Source organism: Corallincola luteus (assembly GCF_004336975.1).
GTDB lineage: Bacteria > Pseudomonadota > Gammaproteobacteria > Enterobacterales > Neiellaceae > Corallincola > Corallincola holothuriorum.
Map to the genome: position 1 here is coordinate 610,991 of NZ_SJXE01000001.1, position 21,978 is coordinate 632,968.

Genomic DNA, 21,978 nt, shown 5'->3' on the forward strand with positions numbered 1-21,978 from the left:
TAGTGGGTGATTTCTCCGCCCGCTACAACAGAATGTAGTCGATGGAAACAGAAATAGAGATCAAACTTGTGATCCCCGGTGAGTCAGAGGCATTAGTTCAAGCAATTGAAACTGCAGCTGATATCTACTATTCCGCGGACAAGCAGCTGGCTAATATCTACTTTGATACGCCAGATCGTCAGTTACGCGCCATCGACACAGGGTTGCGTGTCCGAACTGCTGATAATGTATCGGTACAGACCATAAAAACCGCAGGACGGGTGGTGGGAGGGTTACACCAGCGCCCTGAATACAACGAACCTATTGAAGGAAGTCGTCCTGATTTAGCGCTATTTCCTGCGGATATTTGGCCTGAGACGATAGTGCCAGCACGGCTGGAAAAACAGTTAGTGCCGATTTTTAGTACTAATTTCCGTCGCCGCAGCTGGTGTCTGCGCTTTGATGATGGCTCCGAAGTTGAAGTGGCATTGGATATCGGTAATGTTGAGGCGAATCATCAGCAAGAGCCGATCGCGGAAGTCGAGTTTGAGTTACTGAAAGGCGATCCTGATCATCTATTTGGCTTGGCTCGCACTATCTCTGGTGCTGTTCCCGCAAGGTTAGGCCATTTAAGTAAAGCTGCACGGGGGTATCGTCTTGCCAAAGGTGAAACCCACTATGAACGGTGCCCATTGGTGCCGGTGCAGCTTAGTTTGGATATGTCGGTTGAAGTGGCATTCGAAGCGACGCTTAAGCATATCTTGGATACCATCCAGCACAATGAACAGAGCTTTATTAGTTGCCCTTCATTTGCTGCTGTTGAAGCACTTTATGATGGCTACCAATGGCTCAATAGCGCGTTGCAAGCCTACCAGGATGCGATCCCACTGGAAGCCAGTGAAACGCTGCGTGATGAACTGCAGTGGTTGCTTAAGACCTTGGCCTGGGTACCTGAAGCGTCATTTCGTCAGCACGCATTGGCCGATAAAGGCCATCAGTTGCGCAAGCTAGATGACCGTAAGTTGCTGAAATCACGTTTGGCTGAGATCTCGGATTCTTCTCCGGATGAAACCGAGGTGGTTACGCTACTACTCTCCTCTCGTTATTGTCAGTTGGTGCTCTCTTTCACTGAGTGGCTGTTCGAACAGGGCTGGCGTCGTTATCTGTTAGGAGCGACATCACGATTAAACGAGCCGGTCATCTCTTTGGGGCGCGATACGCTAATTGAGCAGTGGCAACAGCTGCATCTTTTGTATGCTGGTCATGAGTTCACAGGTGATGATTATTTGAAGAAGTTTCCGCTGCTTAGACAAGCGTTGCAGTTGCGGCTCTGTTTTGCGGCTCTGTTTAGTAATGAGCAGGGCACAGAGTGCAGTGAAGCCTGGTTGGATCTCTCTCGCGGTACTGCTGAATGGTCGCAGTTAGACTATCTTAATGCTGTGGCTGATTCTTTAGCTTTGACCGACAAGAAGCCGTATCGGCGCTGGTTGGAGCGAAAACGAAATGCGCTGTTACACGCACTTGAGCAATCCCGGCAATCAGCCCTTGATGACCCCCTTTTTGAATGAGCATCGTGTTTTTAGCGCAGCGCTGCTTTAGGGCGCTGTGAATCGCTTTTCATCGCTTAACAGGAACATCTTCATGTCCCAGAGTGACTCCACCTTTCCGATCTTACCGCAGATTCTAGCTGATGGTGCTGAGCGTTATTGGCAGCGTTTTCAAACGGCTTGTGAGCAGCAAGCTGTGTCTGAACCAGCTATTTCCGAGGCGATGAAAAGTAGCCTGTTGCGAGCGTTTGCGCTGAGTGACTTTGTGGCTGAAAATTTGATTAAAGACCCTGCGTGGGCATTGCAAGTGATCGATGGCGAACTGCAGCAGGCTGGACCCGCCTGTTATCAGCAATGGTTGGCGCCGCAAATATCTCAGTGTGGTGGCGATGAGCGCCAAGTTCAGCAGGTGCTGCGGGTTGCTAGGCGGCAACAAATGACTTTGATTGCTTGGCGTGATCTATTGCATATCGCACCGATTGAACAAACGCTGGCGCGGCTTTCTCAGTTTGCCGATGCCTTGGTGAGTCAGGCATTGGCGTGGGCCTATCAGCAGTTAACAACGCAGTTTGGCACGCCTATGGGGCGTCAAAGTGGCCAACCGCAACCGATGCTCGTACTGGGAATGGGGAAGTTGGGCGGTGGTGAACTTAACTTCTCTTCCGACATTGATTTGATCTTTGCGTTTCCGGAAAACGGTGAAACCCAAGGGGCTCGCCGTAGCCTTGATAATCAGCAGTTTTTTACCAAGCTAGGCCAAAAGCTGATTAATTTGTTAGCTCAAAGCACCGCCGATGGTTTTGTTTATCGGGTGGATATGCGCTTGCGGCCATTCGGTGACAGCGGGCCCTTGGTGATGAGCTTTGCCGCGCTGGAAGATTACTATCAAGAACAGGGACGAGAGTGGGAACGCTATGCCATGGTCAAGGCACGCATTCTCGGTCCGCGCGGTCGCTATCACCAAGAGCTCGAAGGCTTATTACGTCCGTTTATTTATCGTCGCTATATCGATTTTTCCGCGATCGATTCACTACGCCAGATGAAAGCCATGATTAGCCGTGAGGTTCGCCGCCGATCGCAGTTGAGCAACATTAAACTGGGGGCTGGCGGTATTCGGGAGATCGAGTTTATTGTTCAGGTTTGGCAGCTGATCCGTGGCGGTCGCATGCCGGAGCTGCAGAGTCACGGGCTATTGGAGACGCTGGCCTTGCTGGGTGAGCATGGCTTATTGAACGCTGCGGATTCGGAAACGTTACGGCGCGCCTATCTGTTTCTTCGTCGCAGTGAACAGATGATCCAAGCGATTGGTGATCAACAAACACAGATGCTGCCAGATGGTGATGTTGACCAGCTGCGCCTAGCGCATGTGTTGGGGTATGCCAGCTACGCGCAGTATTTTGACGCGCTCATCCTCCACACTGATGCGGTACATGAGGTCTTTGCTTCTGTGATTGGTGAAGAGGAGGAGCGTAAGGAAGAGGTCGATGACTGCTACATCGAACTTTGGCAGCATGACTTTGAATTGGATGAGCTGGAAGGGATTTTAACGGAGTGCGGTGTCGCCGAAAGCAAGAGTCAACGGTTAGCCAAACTGTTGCGTGATTTTCGTCTTCAATGCCAGCAGCGCTCAATGGGTAATCGGGGTCGAGAAACCCTGTCGAAATTGATGCCTGGCTTACTCCAGCGCGTGGTGCAAGGTGACAGTCCAGAGCTCCTGTTTGAGCGCGTTACCCAGGTGCTCACCAAGATCTTAACCCGAACTGCTTACTTAGAACTGTTGCTTGAGAACCCAGGTACGCTGGATCAACTTTGCCGACTATGTGCCGCCAGCCCGTGGATCGCCGAGCAGCTGTCGCGTTTTCCTATCTTACTCGACGAACTGATCGATCCTGCCCACCTTTATCAGCCGCCAAGTCCGACGCAGTATCGTGAAGAGTTACGGGAATTTGTTCTGCGTATTCCTGAAGATGATTTGGAACAGCAGATGGAAGCGTTGCGGCAATTCAAGCAGATCCAGCAACTGCGTATTGCTGCATCAGATATCGCCGGCGCACTGCCTCTAATGAAAGTGAGTGACCACTTAACCGCATTGGCTGAAGCGCTAATGGAACAAGTGGTTGGCATGGCATGGCAGCAGATGACCCTGCGCTACGGGCTTCCATCAGGGTTAGCAGATAATAGCTACGCTTTTGCCGTGGTTGGTTACGGCAAGATGGGCGGGATCGAGTTGGGTTATGGCTCCGATCTGGATCTGGTATTTCTGCATCAGGCACCGGCAGGTCATACCCAAGGTGAAAAGTCACTGACCAATCAGCAGTTTTACCTGAAACTAGGCCAGCGGATTATTCATTTGTGCGCCACCCGTACGCCTTCTGGTGTGCTGTATGAAATTGATATGCGCCTTCGACCATCGGGTGCTTCTGGCTTGATGGTGAGTCATATTGACGCCTTTGCTGATTATCAAGCAAAGGAAGCATGGACCTGGGAACATCAGGCATTAGTGCGGAGTCGAGTGGTCTATGGTGACAGTCAGCTGGCGGATGATTTTGCTCAAGTGCGCGCTAACGTGTTGCAACGCTCCCGTGAGCAAGGAACGTTGGCCGAGGATGTCGCGAAGATGCGCGCTAAAATGTACGGTCACCTGAATAAGGGTAACGCAGAGCTTTACGATCTGAAGCAGGACACGGGAGGGATCGTTGATATCGAATTCCTGGCGCAGTATTTGGTATTAGCCTATAGCCAGCAATATCCTGCGCTGAGTGTCTGGTCTGACAATGTGCGTATTTTCGAGACCTTAGCCGAGGAAGGTATTGTCTCTGCCGAGTTATCTAAACAGCTTATTGCCGCGTACTGTCGACTGCGGGATAAAAATCACCGTTTGGCTCTGCAGCAGTTACCGGGGCTGCTACCTGTTGATGGTTGGCAAGCGCTGCGGCAGCAGGTAAGAGAGGCTTGGCTAAGTTATCTGCCAGAGTACCTGACGCTCAGCGAAAGTAGCTGATACTGCTGGAAAATAGTGTCTTGCTATTCTTCTCGCCGCCGCTAGCGAGGGGCTGTCGTTTATTAAAGATCAGCTTGATGATTTTTGAGATAGTCAGCGCAAGCTTCCGTCGGCAGCGGTTTAGCAAACAGGTAGCCCTGTGCTTCGTCACACTTTAGTCGCGCCAGGAAGCGCTGCTGTTCGCCTGTTTCAACCCCTTCAGCGACGACCTTCATCCCCATGTTATGAGCCATGGCGATAATGGTGGAGACAATGACACTGTCATTCCCATTATCAGGCAGATGTTGAATAAACCGACGGTCAATCTTCAATCGATGGATAGGGAATTTCTGTAGATAAGCAAGGGAAGAGTAGCCGGTGCCAAAGTCGTCGACCGCTAGGGAGATACCGAACTTGGCCAATTGATTGAGCAGGCGTGCAGTCTCTTCTGCGTCCGCCATCAGCATGCTTTCGGTCATCTCAAATTCTATGTCGCTGGCGGTAAGCTGGTGTGCTTGGAGTAACTCTTTTAATTGCGCCAACAGATCATGTTGATGAAACTGACGTGCCGACAGGTTGATAGAGATGCGTGGTGTCTTGAGTGCTTTTTTACGCCATTTGGCTATCTGTTTGCAGGTATGACGCATTACCCACAATCCTAGATCGTTTATTAGGCCAGTCTCTTCGGCGACAGGGATAAATTCCCCTGGGTAGATAATGCCTCGCTTGGGGTGATGCCAGCGTACCAGCACCTCCATGCCACAGAGCGTATTATCCGCCAATGAAAGCTGCGGTTGATAAACTAATGAGAGCTCATTGTTGATGATCGCCTTACGCAGTTCACTCTCCATCTTTAATTGCTGTGTCGTGCGTTGATCCATCTCGCCGGTGAAAAAGCGGAAGTGGCGACCGCCCGACTCTTTTGCTTTATACATGGCAATATCAGCATGCTTTAACAGGCTCTCTGCACTGCTGGCATCATCGGGGAATACGCTAATACCGATACTGAGGGAGGGTGACAACTCATGACCCGCCACGTTACAAGGCTCGCCTAGGGTTTCAATTAGCTTACTCGCTACCTGACTGACATCAGACAGCGCACCGAACTGTTCCAGTAACACAACAAATTCGTCGCCGCCCAACCGGGCGGCTGTGTCCATGGTTCTGACCGCTTCGGACAGTCGGTTGGCGATGGTTTTCAGCAGACGATCACCGGTGTCATGTCCGAGGGTATCGTTGATATATTTGAATCGATCCAGGTCAAAGAGTAACAGTGCCACCCGGGTGTCTGAGCGCCTGGCGAGTGCCAACGAGTGCTCGAGACGATCAGCCAAGAGCAGGCGATTCGGGAGGCCGGTCAGTGCATCGTGATGGGCGAGATACTCTAGATGAGCTTCATGCTCTTTCAGTTTGCGTTCCGACGCTTTGTGGCTGGAAATATCGATAAATGATTCACGGATCAGGCGCCGACCACTCATTGGGAATTGCACCATACGCACTTCGCAGGGCACGGCTTCACTGCCATGACGCAGGCAGAGCCATTCAAAATGCGGCACTTCACCATTCAGCGTGCGTTGGATCATCTGCGCTCTTACGGTGGTTGAGCTGCCTTTATCTGACTGCAACGAGGGGCTCAGGGTGGCAGGATCTGCTGTCATCAGATTGCGCTTATTGAGACCAAACAGCTTCTCCGCATTGCGATTGGCATCGATATAACAAGCTTTATCAACATCAAAAATCAGGATCGCTTCTGGCGCATAGCGCAGCAGTGTTTTGAGCCGTTGCTCACTTTCCCGCAGGTGAAGTTCAGTCGCTTTGCGTTCAGTGATGTCGGTCGAGATCGCACAGATGCCAAATATCTCCCCGGTACTGTCTTTAAGCGGAAACTTATTAGAAAGGTAGGTATGTAATTTGCCGCCTTTGTGATGGCAGGTTTCTTCTACTTCGAGCCCACCTTGGTTGATCGCTTTTAGATCGTTGCTCCATAGTTCTGAGGCGATCTTCTTTGGAAACAGTTCAAATACGTTCTTACCGACATACTCCTCAGGGGAGGGGCCGTCGAGCAAGGCAAAGTGACGATTAACGAATAGTATATTGCCGTTAAGATCTTTAGCCGATATCAGTGCTGGGCAGTGTTCAATGATGGGCAATAGGTCTACTTCACCACTGCTTAAGGGAGATTCCGACATACGATATTGTTGCCGTTGCAGTACATGGAAATCCCATTGGATCTCAGCTAAAGCGGCAAGTGATTCACTTTGATCGGCAACCTGCTGCAGTGCAGAGGTATCTGCCGCGTCTGACGTTTCCAAATAGATGACGGCGCTTAATGGTGCAGTACAGTTTAGTTTGAGCAGCCAGCTGTGATGCGACGCTGATTCATTTTCTAACTGCACAAAACTTTGGCTACTGGGCTCGACCCGGCCCAAGGCTGACCAGGGCAGTGGTGGCTCTAGCTCTTCGACATGATTGCTGTGAAAGCTATAACTGGCTTGTTCTCTATGGTCGAGCACAAGCGCCACCATATCATCATCCCAAAAAATGATGCTGAGACGGTGATGGGCGCAGTATTGTTTAAACCAATCTGAAAAGCTGTCTAGCCATAGCGTCAGGGTTCTGGCTCTAAGAAGCGGCGTAAACTGATCCATGCTGCAGCAGATACTCCGTAACAGGCCGCTGATGCGGCACCTCTTTGGAGTATAGCAAGGTCATCTCATCCTGCTGTTTTTACGCAGGTATTCAACTTAATGTAGGGTAGCACCGAGCCATCAAAGCTTAGTAGTACGAGGGCTGCTCTGGATCGGGGCGAGTTTTAAAGCGCCGATGCATCCACATATACTCCTCCGGCTGTTTTAAGATCTCGGCTTCAATCAGCTGGTTTATTCTTGTGGTATCGGCAACAAGATCATCGGAAGGGAAATTGTCTAATGCAGGGCTCAGTGTTAGCTGGTACCCCTTGTTATTGGGTAGCCGGGATTGCACGAAGATCATTACTTTGGCTTTGCCCAATTTGGCTAGGTTACTGGTGGCCGGAATAGTTGGAGCGTCTTGCACGGCGAAAAAAGGCACAAAGATACTACTGCGACGACCATAATCTTGATCCGGTGCGTACCAAAGCCGGTGGCCTTTCCGTAGCTGCTTAACAGCCAACTTGATGTCGCGCTTATCAATCAGGTAGGTCTTACCGCGGGAGCGGCCACGGTATTGGAAAAACTCAATGATCGGATTCTTATTCGGGCGGTAGAAACCGATGCCTGCGTAGGTATTACTGTACAACCGAGCGCCCATCTCTAAGGTTTGAAAGTGCATGCTTAGAAAGACAATGCCTTGGTCGCCCCCTTGTTCCTTGGGTAGGTTCTCCATCCCTTCATAGTGGCAAAGCTTCTGGATACGCCAGTCAGGCCACCACCAGGCAATGCCTGTTTCTATCACCGCCATGCCTGCAGATTCGAAATTTCTATCGACCAGTTGCTGTCGCTCGCTGTCACTCATCTGCGGAAAACAGAGCTGCAGGTTGCGGTCTGCAATGTCTGCGCGCTTTTTCAGTAGTTTCTGCATCAGACGGCCAAGTGCCCTGCCGAGCTTCATTAGTAAGGGGTAGGGAAGCAGCTGCACAATAAGCCAGAACACCCCATAGCCGAACCAAGTCAGCCAGTGGCGGGGGTGAAACATGCTTAATGTCAGTGATGGCGCTTCTTTCACTCGTCTATCCTCGGGCTTAGTGGCAGCCTGAAATCGTTCAGGGCAGGTATTGTAGATATCTGTTGCTAGCCTGTCGAACCACAACCGCTATGATTATATCTGTGAGTAAACTGGCATGTCGCGTGTCAGCTCATTAGAATATCGACAATTTATATCATCAGGACAAACAGTTATGCGAGTAAGCCTGCCAGATTTTGATACGGCCCAAGTGTTGGTAGTGGGTGATGTGATGCTGGACCGCTATTGGCATGGACCGACATCGCGGATCTCTCCCGAAGCTCCCGTACCTGTGGTCAAGGTTGAGCAGATCGAAGAGCGAGCTGGTGGTGCTGCAAACGTGGCGCTTAATGTGGCGGCCTTGGGTGGCAAAGCGGTACTTATTGGTATGACAGGGCAGGATGAAGCCGCAGACGCACTTGCAGGCAAGTTGCAGGGGGTGAATGTTGAGTGTGATTTCTACCGCCTTCCCAACTATCCCACCATTACTAAATTACGCATTCTTAGCCGCCATCAGCAGCTGATCCGACTCGATTTCGAAGAGGGGTTTGACGAGGTCGATCCCGCACCTATGTTGGCGCAAATGAAAGCGCAGTTGGCGACGGCCAAAGTGGTGGTGTTGTCTGATTACGCCAAAGGCGCGCTGTCTGCCGTGCAGCAGATGGTACAGCTGGCGAAAGAGGCCAATGTGCCGGTGTTGGTGGACCCTAAAGGTTCCGATTTTGAAAAGTACCGTGGTGCGACCTTAATGACACCAAACCTCGGAGAGTTTGAGGCCATTGTTGGTAAGTGTAAGGATGAAGCTGAGCTAGTGGAACGCGGTCACGCGCTACGGGAAAAGCTAGAGCTGCAAGCCTTACTGGTGACCCGCGGTGAGCATGGTATGACCTTGCTGCAGGCCGATGAACCAGAGCTGCACTTGCCAGCATTAGCGCAGGAGGTGTTCGATGTCACAGGTGCCGGTGATACGGTGATCTCGGTATTGGCGGCCTCTTTATCAGCGAATAAATCATTTGGTGAAGCTTGTGCCTTGGCGAACGCTGCAGCTGGCGTGGTGGTGGGTAAACTCGGTACTTCAACTGTGTCGACTATCGAGTTGGCTAACGCTATCGGAGAACGGCAAGAGGGCGGTTTCGGTGCGGTCAGTGAAGATCAACTGCTTTACGCGGTTGAAGCGGCTAAAGCTCGCGGCGAAAAGGTGGTGATGACCAACGGCTGCTTCGATATTTTGCATGCGGGTCATGTGGCATATCTCAATCAGGCTGCAAAATTGGGGGATCGCCTCATCGTGGCGGTTAATACCGATGCATCTGTCGCCCGTTTGAAAGGCCCTGGTCGTCCGGTTAATCCAACCGATCGTCGCGCTTCGGTATTGGCGGGGCTCGGCGCTGTCGATTGGGTGGTACCATTCAGTGAAGATACCCCTGCACGTTTAATTGCTGCTGTATTGCCAGATCTATTGGTTAAAGGGGGCGACTACCAGCCAGATGAAATCGCTGGTGGTGATGCCGTACGCGCCAATGGCGGTGAAGTTCGGGTGTTAAATTTTGAAGACGGTTGCTCTACTACTGAGATCATCAATGCGATCCGCGGTGATAGAGCCGCTAAGTAATGGTAATTCGGGCGCTTTATTCACTCCTGCTTTACTTGGCTTTACCTGTTGGGCTTCTGCTACTGCATTGGCCCAAAGGCAGTAAGCCGAAGATAGGTAAGCGTTGGCCAGAGCATTTAGGATTTGTGCCTCCAGTTGATGGCCATCCATTATGGTTGCATGCGGTATCTGTCGGCGAAGTGATCGCCGTAACGCCGCTGGTTGAGCGCTTGCTTGCCGAATACCCCAAACTGCCTATTTTAGTGACCACCACCACCCGCACCGGTGCCGATCGGGTACAAGCCGCTTTTGGGGAGCGGGTGATCCACCGTTATGCACCGTTGGACCTACCTGATGCCACCTCTCGTTTTCTGCGCAGAACTCAACCGCGTTTGGCGGTGATGATGGAGATGGAGTTGTGGCCAAACACGTTGGCAGCCTGTTGTCGTCAAAAAGTGCCGTCGCTACTGATTAATGCGCGGATGTCGGATAACTCCTACCGTGGATATCGCCGATTTCGGTGGTTAATCTCACCTGCCTTGCAGGGGTTTCATAGCGTGTTGGCCCAAGGGGGGCAAGACGCGGCACACCTTATCGAATTGGGGGCCGACGCCAGTCGAGTGACTGTTTCAGGTAGCTTGAAATTCGATATAAAGATCAGCGAACAAACGACAACGGATGGTCACTCATTTCGACAAAACATCGCTGCACATCGTCCGGTCTGGATCGCTGCCAGTACCCATCAGGGGGAAGATGAGATCTTGTTGGATGCTCATCAGCGAGTTCGGCAACAGCATAACGACGCATTGCTGATCATTGTCCCGCGGCATCCGCAACGCTTTGATGCAGTTGCGTCGCTATGTCAGCGGCGTGCTGAGGCAGAGGGAATGATTTTTAATCGTCGTAGTTTAAATCAGTTAGATCCTACCTGTGGCATCTACCTAGCTGACACTATGGGTGAGATGATGTTGCTGTTAGCGGCATCCGATATCTGCTTTATGGGCGGTAGCTTAGTTCCTAATGGTGGCCATAATTTGCTGGAGCCAGCGGCCGTGGGCATGCCTACGCTAAATGGTCCGTTTGATTTTAACTTTACAGAGATTTCGCGCACGCTGGTTGCCGCAGGTAATTGCCAGCAGGTAGCCGATAGTGACAGCTTGGCGGCGGCTGTGAGCCAGCTAATCGCCAACCCCGATGAAGCCGAACAAGCTGCCAAAGCCGGAAAGGATGTGGTCGCTAAGAGTCAGGGTGCGCTGCTGTCTACACTGCTAGCGATCCGGCACCATTTAAATAGTGAAAATGCTCGATTAGTTTAAATGTTAAGCATTTGATCTACATCGACCCTTAAAAATTGTAAATTTTTTAAACAGTTGACACATTTTTTAACAATAAATTAGCACTCACTCTAATCTTATTTAATGATATCGAGACGACGGCGCATTTTTCAGAATATTCTTAGATTCAGATTCTCACCACAATAGTATTTATAAGCGTGAAACCGATATGCTCTTGTATTCCTATAAACCAGAAGAATTTTATAACTTTTTAGAGAAATATTTAGATTCGAGTAATTTGAAAGTTCGTCAAAATTAAAGCGGGCGATTTGAATGAGGTTTTAAAAAATGATGAAAGCATCTATCAGCTTTCTTATATGGTCACTTTTTACTTTATTTCCTCTTGAATGCAAAAGTGAAAGTACGGATATGACTAAGCAATTATTTAGATTGTGTGCTCTATATTCTTCGATTAACTTTTATCGAAATGAAGTAGGCGATTATCCCGATAAATTAGAAAAGATATATCATGAAAACAGGGATGCTAAATGGATAGGGCCATATGTTAGGTGGAAATACTATTACCTTGATATTTGGGGGAAGGAGATTTTTTACAAGTATATAGATAGAAATACTATGCCAATATTTTACTCGTTTGGGCCTAATGGCGTTGATGATAATGGCGATAGTGACGATATTAATTTTTCTGATTGTACTAAAAAATAATAAAGTAATGAAGGCAGGATGAGATTGTCGTGTTTATGACGCGCGCCTCGGCCGCTTTTTAAGTGCCGATCCGCACATTCAGGCGGCTAATAGTAGCCAAAACCTGAACCGCTATAGCTACGTGATGAATAACCCGTTGAATGCGACCGATCCGAGTGGGTATATCTTCCAAATGTTAGCCGTTTGGGCCATTCAATATGCTGTCGCCAACACCGCTATTGCGAGTTTTGTCAGTGCAGTTTCGACTGTCTATAGCATGTTCTCGTTGGCGCAAGGTATCGGTCAAGTCGTTGCTGGGATTTCGCAAGCCTATAGTGCATGGACAGATGGTGCTGGGGGGGCGGTACTGGGTAAGGCGATAACCGGCGCCGCTAAGTTCGCTGCGATGACGTTGGTCAACATGTATATAGTTGCGCCTATGAAGGAGCGGCATTTAAGCAGTTGGGATTTGGGAAGACTGATTTACTTGCGAACAAGGATTCGGTAACGTCTGAAGCGATACCTAATAATGAGTCACCGGAAGAAAGAATTGCACGTTTACAACAAAAAGTATTTGAGGCCATACCAGAGTTTGAGAAGTATGGATATGTGCAGTTAAAGAGTGGGCTAAATAGTGAATCTGCCGACTTTTGGGGTAGAACTAGACTAGGTTACTGGGAAGAAGAGGACCTGATTTTAATTAGAACCGCTGGAGTAGATGACGAAGTTGTGGAGGCTACAATTGCTCATGTGGATCAAGCGTTTCACCTAGGGTTATCAAGGGAATAATATGCGGTTCACGAATTTTTCACTCAGCTAGGCCACGATAGTGAAATCACTCAATTCGGAAGAGATTATCAAATCTATGCACTTAGGAGGGAGCTTCAGACGGAAAGCCAGAAGGTCGATTTAAACTATCAGATTGAATTGAATAAAACTCTCCCTGAAGTGGATTATTTAAGTTGGAGACAACAGAAGATAGAAATGGAATGATGAATTTATTGAGGTTTAACTATAAATATCTATTTCTTTCTGTCGTTATCTTCATCCTTTCTTCTTGCAAGGATGAATCGATAGAAAGGTTAGCAATATGCCACTATCAGGCATTTGTTGTCGTGGTCGAAAACCATAATTATAACGAACAAGACGTTTCTATTGAAAAAGCATTCTCTATTTATGATGGAAAAATTAATTGCGGCTTGAATGCGGAAGTTGTAGATGGAAGGATATTTATCGAAAATGGATATTTTATAGAATATTATGATGACGAGAATAAATATATAATTACTCTATATGATGAATTTGGAAGCGAGGTGGAGGCATCCACTAAAGCGAAAATAGACAAATAGACAAATAGACAAATAGACAAATAGAAAAGACACTCAGTGCGCCGAGATAAATCGGCAAGAGATTGAAGGTGAAAGTCCTTTATTCGGTAAGGCTTAGCAAGCCGCCGAAGCTCCGAATTATGGGCCGCTGTCAGTAATGGCAGAGGTTAAGCGTTGACAGGGGGAGCTGCAGGCTCAGTATTGAGATCCGGAAAAAAAGTAAGGGGACAGCCACTTTTTTTAGTATAGGAATCCAAGATCGAAAATAAACTTCCAAAGTTTAGAGATAAACCATTATCTAGCTATGAAGAGAGTGATATAGAAAACTCTAATGTTAATTTATTATTGGATCTTTTACTTAGTCACACTAATATAGAAACTTGTCTGATTAATTAGGTGGGTAATTTGCTTCTAAGTCGAACTTCAAAAAAGATAGCATCATATCTCGTCGCTTTTGTTTTTTCAGTCATAGTGGTTGATATCCTAAATGTGGCTTTTTATTACTTTGGTTTGAGTAGTTTCATTTCGTTCATTATTATTTCTATGTTGTTGACATTTTTTTGTTTGAAAAATAAGAGTATTAGATTGTTTTTTTTAGTGCTTCTTGCCTTGAATTTTTTCAATCAAATTTGGAGCAGTGTGTTTTACCATAAAGATCTAGTCGTTTTAAATGAAACGTTATCGGTCTTAAATCGTAGTTATAAAGAGCAGGGAGAAAGTGTTTTTTGTGGAGGGAGTGGTTGCGATGTTGATCCTTTCGATAGCTCAGGTGAGCGACTAAAAACATATAAAATAATGAACGGGGTGATAATTTATAGTGTTGGTCCTGATGGGATAGATGATGGTGGGGTCAGTAGGTTTGATTTCACCTCAGGTTTTTTTACATCATTAGCCCCGAGGTTACTGTCTTATAAGATATTTACTCCGGTGTATAATAAATACTTATTTAGTGGTGACATAGTAGTGAATATACCTACCACGAAATAGCGGGGAGATAAGGTGGGCGTCCATACATGTCTGGTAAGCACTTGGGGCAGCGATTAGTAGCACGGCAAAGCGTTCTGCATGGCATTGGTTAATCGTCATGTTGTGCTGCCAATTAATAGAGAAGTAGGGGGCAGCCACTTTTTTTGACGAGTTTTTAATCAGCTTCTAGGCTTTTGGTTACGATATCTGAGAGCAAGAAAGCTGAAATGACGCGCCCCTGCTCATAACTTATTTCACCTGCCGATACGTCTTACTGCCACTGTGTGTCGTTGTGTTCGACGCGCGTTTCTGTGTGGCGAAGATAGACTCACTCACACCGATTACAGCCATCGTAAACAATGGGTATTAGAGCGTTTAGCGCTGTTAGATTCAGTCTTCACCATTGAGCTTTGCGCTTATGCCGTGATCTCTAATCACTATCATCTAGTGATTCACCTTAATCCCAAGAATGCTGAACAACTTTCTGATAGAGACGTCGCTGAACGCTTGTCTGATATCTTCCGGTATATGCGCTGTTTACAAAGTAAAGCAAAGTAAAGGCACACCCACCGGAATTTCCCCCTAGATTTGAATGTGCTCTGTCTGCCCGCATCTGGGCTTAGACGTTAGTGGTGTACCAGCTATCCAATGTTTGGTTAGTGCAACACTTCCCCTTCACAGTCATTAGAAGATACTGATTTACATAGAAAAGAGCCGTGTACCTATGCTTAAAGCTATCACTTTTTCGAATCTATGAGCGATCTATCAGTTCCGTTGGCTGACAGCTTATAAAGTGTTGAGGTATGGCTGCGGTTGAATTGTAAACAATTCGGTTCAAAGCGTGAGGTAGACCAAAAATTTGAATATGCCAACCCAAGTTGTAAGACCAGTAGCCTACCCTTAAAGTGAGTTATCTATGTTGGCTTTTTTTACACTTGGCGCTTGCATGCAAAGGGTTTCCCCATAATAAGAAAGGTGCAGGTAGCCATGAGTGAGATGTGGAGGTTCTATGAAGAAGATTGTTCTGGCTATTGTTGTTTCCATTATGAGTTTTTCTGCACTGGCTGCTGAAACGCCACGGCTAGTGCCTTGGTATGGTGCCAGAGTCCATGAGTGTCAAATCGTTTTGGGAATGAAGAATCTGCAAGAAGTTGCTTTTGCGTCGGTGGGACGCACCTACGACAACCTATTTACCAGGCTTCGGGAAGAAGCGAAGACATTGGCGAAAAAGAACGGCCTTAAATTTGATACCGTAGCCTATCAGGAGCCTATCGCTGAAGGTCGCTATATTATTGTCGAAGAGTACAATTTGCTTAAATGTGATTAGCCGCAGTGCTAAGGGAAATAAAAAAGCCGCATATGCGGCTTTTTTATTGCTTCTGTGCCAGCCGCATAGCAGCTAGCACTGGTAAGTGGATCACTCACTCAGGGATAAGATCTTGGTCCGACTGATACGGTGACGATAGATCTCGCGTAGATAGCGAATGGTCTTTTTGATATTTTCCGACGAGAGACGAATATCGTTAATCGACTGGAATTTACTGTCGTCGCGGATCAGTTCTCGATACTTTTTCTCATACATAGGCTTGATTGCAAACCAGTTGGTGTCGAGGATCTTCGCCGGGCTTTCATAAACATTGACCAGTTGATCAATCTTGGATTCATCAAACTCTTCGGCCTTAATCATGTCGATGAGGGTCTTGTCCAATGTCTCTTCATAACGATATTTGTCTTTGGCAAAGCAGCGTTTGATGTAAGAGACAATCAGCGTGATGAAATCATCACTGAGGCATGGGCTTTTGGCGACCAAAGTGGTCAGTGACAGGTTGGCCGAGGTACCAATCACCAAAGCATAGCGTTTTAGTGTGGTGTTCGGGAACAGCGCATTCAGATGGCTCTTCAGTCGATTTAAATCGACATAGGAGAGCTTGAAATCTTTTGGTAACGAAACAATTGAGACGATGGACGAGCAGTTCTTGAAAAAGTGCAGATCATTGAGGGCTGATGCATCGTAGCTGTTGCTCTTATACTTTTCTAACGCCGCTCGATAGCGTTGTGACTCAATTGGCAACAAGCTGATGCCTTCAATTGCCTGTGTGTCCTTGTTGAAATGGGGCAGCTCAATGGAGCGGTAAAACAGGTCATCGACGTCGATGTTGTGGTGCTTATCGCCAAACGTTGCTTCCTGGTGGGGCACAACGCTTTCCGCATAAGCCACCGCCACGGGGCCAGCCAGGCTCATAAACAGGTCGTTGGCGTCCAGGCGGATGGTCTCTCCAATATCGATACCGGCACGGCGGAAGTAGTTTTCGTCGTAGTCTGTGGTGACGGCTTGTGCGGTCAAGATATTAAATATCTGCTGCGAGATATATTGATTAGCGTACTTCTCCATCGAGTTAACATCGATGTCTTCAATCTTTCCGTCGTCGGTTTCCTCGGCGTAGCGCATGATATCGTTGGATATCAACATCATCGCATTCCATGGGCGAATACGTTGCATGACGCTGGCTTCGCTCTCTGCCTCATCTTCGTAGTTATAAGAAAAGTCCCACTCTTCAGAAAGGTACTTACATAGCAGACGGCCGGCATTGATATGCAGGGCTTCAGACACGGATGCCTGTTGGTTGGAGATATTCGGCAGAATACAGATACCGCTGGTAAAGATAGGTTCGAAGACAAACGAACGATGGCGGTCGTCATCCAGCGTGTCATTGGGGCGGATCTCAAAGGTCTTGCGCATGTAGGCATATTGCTGTGCCAGACCAAATTCAGAGGCCATGCCTGAGCCGGTACCGCCGCCGGCACTGAAAATATAGAAGTACAGTCGGCTCTGGTTGGCCTTGATGCCGCAGGAGTCGATTAGATAGGAGTGGATAAACTTCCAGTCCTGATTACTGAATTTCTCAGTGTCTTTGTTCAAGATGATCTTAGCGAGATATTGACCCAATATCGGTGCGTTACCAGCCCCCCCCGCATGAACCTCTGATAGATCCATGATTTTCATTTTGGTGTAGTTCTCTAGGAACTTGCCATCTTCGGTTCTTGAGGAGTAGCGGATCCGCCCAGCAATATCTTTATCCAGGTCACCGAGCATCACGATCGGCTCGATAAGGAAGATAGGTTTGAGTGTATTCTCGGCGTTTAGATGTAGCCGCCGACGGATCCAGCGCAGCGGCCGACCATCTTTTTCTATTCTTTGCGTTTCTTGGGTTTTAAATTCATTGAGGTAATAGGAGCGGGCGCGATAAACCAGAGTGGCAACTTCTAGCGCAATATTTGAACCGCAACGTCCTAGGCCAATAAGGCAGACCGATGGAAAGCTGTGGTTGGCAGCTGAGTGTTCTGGCTCGGCGCCAGTGCTGGGGTAAACATCGTCACGTAAGGTATCGAGGTTCGCGAGGATCTTTTCCAGTTCCCGCTCGGTGAAGAAGTTATATTCAGAGGGCTCTGGGACTGGCACCATTTCATTCGCGGTGATGACGACGCGTTCAGCGGTCTCTGTTGTTTGCTGCGTTTCGGTAGCTGTTTGCGAATCGTCCTTGTTAACGACTTTGTTAGATCCCATTCCCCACCTCTTCAATAATGACTGACGGCATGCTGCTCCGACTTTAGCTTATTGAAGTGTAAAATTTTTTGACATCGGATTGAATTTTCAATGTTTTGTCGATATCAGTAAAAATTTGTTCGCTGCTAAAGTGGTCGCTTTAAATATAGCAGGCTGACTATTTGATGAAGGATTATCACAAGGCTTTGCTTACACAAGGTGTTTTCTCGTCGCTATTGTGCTGCTACAGAGGCGCCTCAGTTACTGCTGGGGCTGACCTTTACTTGGTTTCTGCCTGCATTTTTGGCGAAGTAGAGCGCTTCGTCTGCGGCATTGATGATGCTCTGTAGTGCGCAACGTTGTTTGTCTAACGTGCACACCCCTAAACTGACGGTAACCCGTACCGACTGATTTTCGATCTCTAGCTTAGTGCTAGCGATCATTGCGCGTAGTCGTTCGGCCACTTCCTGTGCCTGAAGCTCTTGCGTATTCGGCAGTACAACGAGGAACTCTTCGCCACCGATACGGCCAACAATATCCCCTGGGCGCAGGGAATTCGCCGTAAGGCGAGCAATTTGCTGAATGGCTAAGTCACCGACGTTGTGTCCATAGTTGTCATTGATCTGCTTAAAGTGATCGATATCGAAGATAATGATCGACAGTGGATCTTTGTTGTGGGCCGCGCGCTCAATCAGTCGTTGTGCATGCTCAAATATACGTCGACGATTGGCGATACCGGTGAGAAAGTCTGTCTCTGCACGGTGTTGTAATACTTTCCGCGAGCGCGCCAGAAAGATGATTATTGCGGCTGAAGCCACCATAAAGAGCACGAAGATGGCGATAGTCAGATAAGCAATTTTTCGTTGGTCTTTTTCATTGAGTAGCGCCAATTCATTAATTTCCACCTGCTTTAAAAGCAGCTGGTTTTCAAATTGGGTTAGCTTTTCATTATGGGTGAGGGCGGCTTTCAAAATGGCATTGTTGACGAAGTCTCGCTTCGCTTTGGTCTGTTTATCTACAAGTTGCAGCATTGCCTGTAAGGTTATTTGTGGCACGTTCTGTTGCGCCGCGATAATTGCTTGGCAAAGTAAGCGTGAATCATTGAGTTCGTTGGCTGAAGATTGTAACAAGGTTAAACATTGTTCGGCGTAGCGATAGGCTTGTTGCCAGGCTTGATTGCGGAGATGAGCTTCGGCGAGCAAGGCATATGTGTGCTTTACAAAGAATTTTTCTGCGGTGTTGGCTTGCCTGTCTAGCGCTTTTGCCAAGTAGCCGGTAGCCAGTTCAAGTTCGTGTTTGGCCAAAGCGTTGCGGCCGGCATTGTAATAGGCGAAAAACTCGAAATCGGGGTGTTCAGGCGCGGAGTTGGCGAGCTCAAACATCTCACCGACATGTTGCTTCGCCTGTTGCCATTTAGCTTGCTCAATGGCTGCACCGACCATACCGTGGAGCATGCTCACCATGTCCACTTTGTCATCCACTGACTGCCACTGCTGGTAGGCTTTGCTGAAATGTTCGTAAGCCTGAGAATTGAGCCCATTATTTTTATAAATCAGTGCGGTGGCGTTATAGATCATTGCAACGCGCTCAGAGGATAAGTTGGAGCGCTGTGCGATCGACAGTGCCTCCTGTAATAGCTTCAATCCTTTGTCGAATTGCTGATCATCGTTGTTGCAGAAAGCAAGTTGAGTCAGTGCTTTCACCAGCAGTTCATCGTTATCTAACGCTCTGGCGAACTGTTCTGCGATCACTCTATCGGGGCAATATTTTTCGCGATCGTTAGTCTGTACGTAGCGGATATAGGAACGCTCCAACAAGCTATGTACGAGGTCGATTGATGCGCCTAGCGGCATCAGAATACCGATACTACGATCATAGTTTTGTTTAGCTATATCTAGTTGGCCGGTCTCAATTTGGTGATCCGCGTTTAACCGATAGAAGCGCGCTTGCTCCGTCACAGACCAGAGCGTTAAATCAGAGCGGTAGCGTGCGAGGACCTTTAAGGCTTGCTGGTGGTCGTCATTGTCTATTTCGGACAGTTGTTTTTCTAAAACCGGAAAAGAAGTCTGCGCAAACGCCAAGGACGGTAGTAAGAAGTAGACCGTAATAAGAAGGCGGGCGATTAAGTTATATCGGCTCGGATTCGGCAACGTACTACCTTACTGCTAATGACTTAGAGGGGATCTTTCGGCTGCAGCTTAACAACTATTCAACCCCATCGCAGCGACTATCTTTATAAAAAACGATGATCTTAGGATGCCGGTGTTGCTCTTCTGTCTCGAGTTTTCCGCCGTTCACCTGTGGTCAACGCATCGAACAGTGCTTGCTTAACACCGTATATATCGCGTCTGTCATTGTGTCTATTACGTCGGTCTGAATGGTGCTTATAACGGCATTGGCAAGTTGGCTGATCGCAGCCAGGTAGAGGAATGTGTGGTGCTTCGTGCGACAAATAGCGTTGATGTTGAAGTTTTTCTACGTGGCGGCAGCAAATGAGTCCCTGCTCTATGGATACGGCATGGTAGCGCTGATCGATAAGCTGACCGTTACTATTTTGACCTTGACGATACCGCCAAAGCAAATAGGCAATACCTGCCAAGACTAGAAGCAAAAATCCCGTTGCCATCGTTTTATTATCCCTTTGCTCGCTTTGCGAGATCCCTTTTTAAGCCACATGAATAAACTAGCGGCATTTTAATCAAAGAGATAGCATCTGAAGGTGATCTTTGTCACATCTCGCTGGCTGGTCTGACAAGTTAGTTTTTGCTGTATAACGATTTCATGTTTCAGGAAATAGTGAGCATGTGTGTCATAGTCGCAATGGCTCGGCCAGTCTCGGTAGCTCTGTATCTGACACAAAAAAAGCCGCTATTGCGGCTTTTTTTTACCAGGAAAAACTATTACGCCGGTCGTTTCAGACCCTTATTAACATCTTTCAGATCTTGTTCTGTTAAGTTACCAGCGGCAAATTTCAGGCTCAGTACGCTGAGGACATAGGCGTAACGGGCACTGGAAAGCTGCGCTTTGGCATCATAAAGGTTTCTAGTGGCATCAAGTACATCGACAATGGTACGTGTGCCAACTTCAAAGCCTGCTTCCGTTGCTTGCAGGGCACTAACCCGCGAGACGACGGTTTGTTCGAATGCGCGGATCGCACTGATGGAAGCGATAACGTCGTTATAGCTGCTGATGGTGACGCGATTGACTTCACGATAGGTTTCATTCATCTGCTCGCTAGTGGCAACATACGCATACTGCGCTTGCTGTTCGCGAGAGGTGATGGCACCGCCGGTATAGATAGGCACTGATACCTGCAGCCCTATGGTTTGGTCATCATAGCTGTCAGGGCCGTTGTTTAAGTTGCTATCAATATTCGAGGTGTCATATTGAGCAAACAGCGACAGCGTGGGCATATGACCTGCCGCGGCCAAGTCGATGTTTTGCTTAGCGATATCGGTAGCTACACGAGCAGAGGCCAGTGACAAGCTTTTATCTTTCGCGATTGTTTGCCAGTTCTGCGCTGATTCAGGCTGCGGTTTCGCAGGTGAAAACAGGTCGGTATTGAGGATGTCGAGGTCTCGATGGCTGAGGCCAGTCAATACTCGAAGCCCTTCGTAACTGTTTTCCAACACGTTGACTTGGACAATTTCATCGGCAGCAGAACGGTCATATTCTGCTTGTGCTTCATGCACGTCGGTAATGGCAGTCAAACCTACTGCAAAGCGCTGTTTGGTTTGCTCTAATTGACGCTCAATGGCACGTTTTTCTGCTCTGATGAATTCAACATCGTCCATTGCCTGTAGTACTTCAAAATAGGCATCTGCCACGCGGAGTATTTGGCGCTGTAGTTCGAGGTTGTAATTAACATCGGCTTGGTGGGCTGACTTCTCTGCTAAATCCAGGCTGATCCAACTTTCCTGACGATAGATCTCTTGGGTCAGTCCGACGCTCGCGCTGGTGCCGTCACCTTCACGAAAGTTACGGTTACTGCTGGTATCGGTGTACTGACCGGTCACTGATATTTGCGGTAATAAGGTCGCTCGCGCTTCCTTTATCGCTTCAAATGCTTGCTGTCGCTGGGCGGCGGCTCGGAGAATGACAGGATCGGCTTCTAATGATTTTTCATAGATTTGCCAGATGTCATCGGCGAAAGCAGAACTGGTTAAAGAACCTAGCACCAGTGTGACTGCAAGGGAAAGGGGCTTCTTGACCATTGTTATCTATCTTCCTTTAAGTCTCTTTAACTTGACTTTATGACTTGGCTTTTGAGCAACATCGGCTGCTTTTTTTCAGCAGTATACCCTTGAGAACTCACCAATTCTTTGCCTGAAGTGTAACAGAAATTTTTTTTGGTGTGCTTGTTTG

General features: G+C 48.0%; 16 protein-coding genes. 9 read left to right on the forward strand and 7 right to left on the reverse strand.

All coding sequences use genetic code 11. The annotated features are described in order from the left end of the window. Positions 1 to 41 precede the first annotated feature (41 nt). Together EZV61_RS02680 and glnE are read left to right on the forward strand one after the other, a co-directional pair. A complete protein-coding gene (locus tag EZV61_RS02680) occupies positions 42 to 1,547 on the forward strand; it encodes a CYTH and CHAD domain-containing protein (protein WP_114337164.1) in 1,506 nt (501 codons plus the stop codon). Positions 1,548 to 1,620: 73 nt separating this feature from the next. Next, complete coding sequence (glnE, locus tag EZV61_RS02685; protein WP_131414245.1) at positions 1,621 to 4,527, forward strand: bifunctional [glutamate--ammonia ligase]-adenylyl-L-tyrosine phosphorylase/[glutamate--ammonia-ligase] adenylyltransferase; 2,907 nt, start codon at positions 1,621 to 1,623, stop codon at positions 4,525 to 4,527. A gap of 62 nt (positions 4,528 to 4,589) precedes the next feature. On the opposite strand, the gene EZV61_RS02690 is transcribed toward glnE, so the two are convergent. Beyond that, a complete protein-coding gene (locus EZV61_RS02690) occupies positions 4,590 to 7,154 on the reverse strand; it encodes an EAL domain-containing protein (RefSeq protein ID WP_131414246.1) in 2,565 nt (854 codons plus the stop codon). Positions 7,155 to 7,281: 127 nt separating this feature from the next. Further along, positions 7,282 to 8,208: an LpxL/LpxP family Kdo(2)-lipid IV(A) lauroyl/palmitoleoyl acyltransferase gene (gene lpxL / locus EZV61_RS02695; protein WP_205695304.1), complete on the reverse strand. Its 927-nt coding sequence runs from the start codon at positions 8,206 to 8,208 to the stop codon at positions 7,282 to 7,284. A gap of 172 nt (positions 8,209 to 8,380) precedes the next feature. On the opposite strand from lpxL, the gene hldE reads away from it, so the two are divergent. The 5 genes from hldE to EZV61_RS02720 all read left to right on the forward strand — a co-directional run bounded on the left by hldE (position 8,381) and on the right by EZV61_RS02720 (position 13,124). After that, a complete protein-coding gene (gene hldE / locus EZV61_RS02700) occupies positions 8,381 to 9,817 on the forward strand; it encodes a bifunctional D-glycero-beta-D-manno-heptose-7-phosphate kinase/D-glycero-beta-D-manno-heptose 1-phosphate adenylyltransferase HldE (RefSeq protein ID WP_130566401.1) in 1,437 nt (478 codons plus the stop codon). Beyond that, a complete protein-coding gene (gene waaA / locus EZV61_RS02705) occupies positions 9,817 to 11,112 on the forward strand; it encodes a lipid IV(A) 3-deoxy-D-manno-octulosonic acid transferase (RefSeq protein ID WP_131414247.1) in 1,296 nt (431 codons plus the stop codon). Before hldE ends, waaA begins: the two co-directional genes overlap by 1 nt. A 306-nt stretch (positions 11,113 to 11,418) precedes the next feature. Next, the gene (locus tag EZV61_RS02710; RefSeq protein WP_131414248.1) at positions 11,419 to 11,796 is read left to right on the forward strand and encodes a type II secretion system protein GspG; all 378 of its coding nucleotides are present in this window, start codon (positions 11,419 to 11,421) and stop codon (positions 11,794 to 11,796) included. Between the two features lie 124 nt (positions 11,797 to 11,920). Beyond that, the gene (locus EZV61_RS02715) at positions 11,921 to 12,283 is read left to right on the forward strand and encodes a hypothetical protein (protein WP_240695137.1); all 363 of its coding nucleotides are present in this window, start codon (positions 11,921 to 11,923) and stop codon (positions 12,281 to 12,283) included. A gap of 454 nt (positions 12,284 to 12,737) precedes the next feature. Continuing rightward, the gene (locus tag EZV61_RS02720) at positions 12,738 to 13,124 is read left to right on the forward strand and encodes a hypothetical protein (protein ID WP_131414249.1); all 387 of its coding nucleotides are present in this window, start codon (positions 12,738 to 12,740) and stop codon (positions 13,122 to 13,124) included. A 921-nt stretch (positions 13,125 to 14,045) separates the two neighbouring features. On the opposite strand, the gene EZV61_RS19370 is transcribed toward EZV61_RS02720, so the two are convergent. Next, the gene (locus tag EZV61_RS19370) at positions 14,046 to 14,189 is read right to left on the reverse strand and encodes a hypothetical protein (RefSeq protein WP_165569508.1); all 144 of its coding nucleotides are present in this window, start codon (positions 14,187 to 14,189) and stop codon (positions 14,046 to 14,048) included. Between the two features lie 162 nt (positions 14,190 to 14,351). Between EZV61_RS19370 and EZV61_RS02725 the strand changes: the two genes are divergently transcribed. Both EZV61_RS02725 and EZV61_RS02730 read left to right on the forward strand, forming a co-directional pair. After that, positions 14,352 to 14,627: a hypothetical protein gene (locus EZV61_RS02725; protein WP_205695306.1), complete on the forward strand. Its 276-nt coding sequence runs from the start codon at positions 14,352 to 14,354 to the stop codon at positions 14,625 to 14,627. A 451-nt stretch (positions 14,628 to 15,078) separates the two neighbouring features. After that, on the forward strand, positions 15,079 to 15,396 hold the full coding sequence (locus EZV61_RS02730) for a hypothetical protein (RefSeq protein WP_131414250.1): 318 nt from the start codon (positions 15,079 to 15,081) through the stop codon (positions 15,394 to 15,396). Between the two features lie 90 nt (positions 15,397 to 15,486). Here EZV61_RS02730 and EZV61_RS02735 read toward each other — a convergent pair whose 3' ends face one another. From EZV61_RS02735 to tolC, 4 genes are all read right to left on the reverse strand, one after another. Next, entirely contained in the window at positions 15,487 to 17,634 is a 2,148-nt protein-coding gene (locus EZV61_RS02735; RefSeq protein WP_131414251.1) for a hypothetical protein, read from the reverse strand. Between the two features lie 236 nt (positions 17,635 to 17,870). Beyond that, positions 17,871 to 19,763, reverse strand: coding sequence for a tetratricopeptide repeat-containing diguanylate cyclase (locus EZV61_RS02740; protein WP_131414252.1), 1,893 nt, complete (start codon positions 19,761 to 19,763; stop codon positions 17,871 to 17,873). Positions 19,764 to 19,864: 101 nt separating this feature from the next. Continuing rightward, positions 19,865 to 20,239 carry a hypothetical protein gene (locus tag EZV61_RS02745; protein WP_131414253.1) on the reverse strand — a complete coding sequence of 125 codons (375 nt, stop codon included), beginning with the start codon at positions 20,237 to 20,239 and terminating at the stop codon, positions 19,865 to 19,867. A 274-nt stretch (positions 20,240 to 20,513) separates the two neighbouring features. Beyond that, positions 20,514 to 21,827 (reverse strand): outer membrane channel protein TolC, encoded by a 1,314-nt coding sequence (gene tolC, locus EZV61_RS02750; RefSeq protein ID WP_114337180.1) that lies wholly within the window; start codon positions 21,825 to 21,827, stop codon positions 20,514 to 20,516. Positions 21,828 to 21,978: the final 151 nt, after the last annotated feature.

Excerpts from the sequence above, each read along its gene's own strand:
- EZV61_RS02680 (WP_114337164.1), top strand. The coding sequence starts at position 42 with ATGGAAACAGAAATAGAGATCAAACTTGTGATCCCCGGTGAGTCAGAG.
- glnE (WP_131414245.1), top strand. The coding sequence starts at position 1,621 with ATGTCCCAGAGTGACTCCACCTTTCCGATCTTACCGCAGATTCTAGCT.
- EZV61_RS02690 (WP_131414246.1), bottom strand. The coding sequence starts at position 7,154 with ATGGATCAGTTTACGCCGCTTCTTAGAGCCAGAACCCTGACGCTATGG.
- hldE (WP_130566401.1), top strand. The coding sequence starts at position 8,381 with ATGCGAGTAAGCCTGCCAGATTTTGATACGGCCCAAGTGTTGGTAGTG.
- waaA (WP_131414247.1), top strand. The coding sequence starts at position 9,817 with ATGGTAATTCGGGCGCTTTATTCACTCCTGCTTTACTTGGCTTTACCT.
- EZV61_RS02710 (WP_131414248.1), top strand. The coding sequence starts at position 11,419 with ATGATGAAAGCATCTATCAGCTTTCTTATATGGTCACTTTTTACTTTA.
- EZV61_RS02715 (WP_240695137.1), top strand. The coding sequence starts at position 11,921 with ATGAATAACCCGTTGAATGCGACCGATCCGAGTGGGTATATCTTCCAA.
- EZV61_RS19370 (WP_165569508.1), bottom strand. The coding sequence starts at position 14,189 with ATGACGATTAACCAATGCCATGCAGAACGCTTTGCCGTGCTACTAATC.
- EZV61_RS02730 (WP_131414250.1), top strand. The coding sequence starts at position 15,079 with ATGAAGAAGATTGTTCTGGCTATTGTTGTTTCCATTATGAGTTTTTCT.
- EZV61_RS02735 (WP_131414251.1), bottom strand. The coding sequence starts at position 17,634 with ATGGGATCTAACAAAGTCGTTAACAAGGACGATTCGCAAACAGCTACC.
- EZV61_RS02745 (WP_131414253.1), bottom strand. The coding sequence starts at position 20,239 with ATGGCAACGGGATTTTTGCTTCTAGTCTTGGCAGGTATTGCCTATTTG.
- tolC (WP_114337180.1), bottom strand. The coding sequence starts at position 21,827 with ATGGTCAAGAAGCCCCTTTCCCTTGCAGTCACACTGGTGCTAGGTTCT.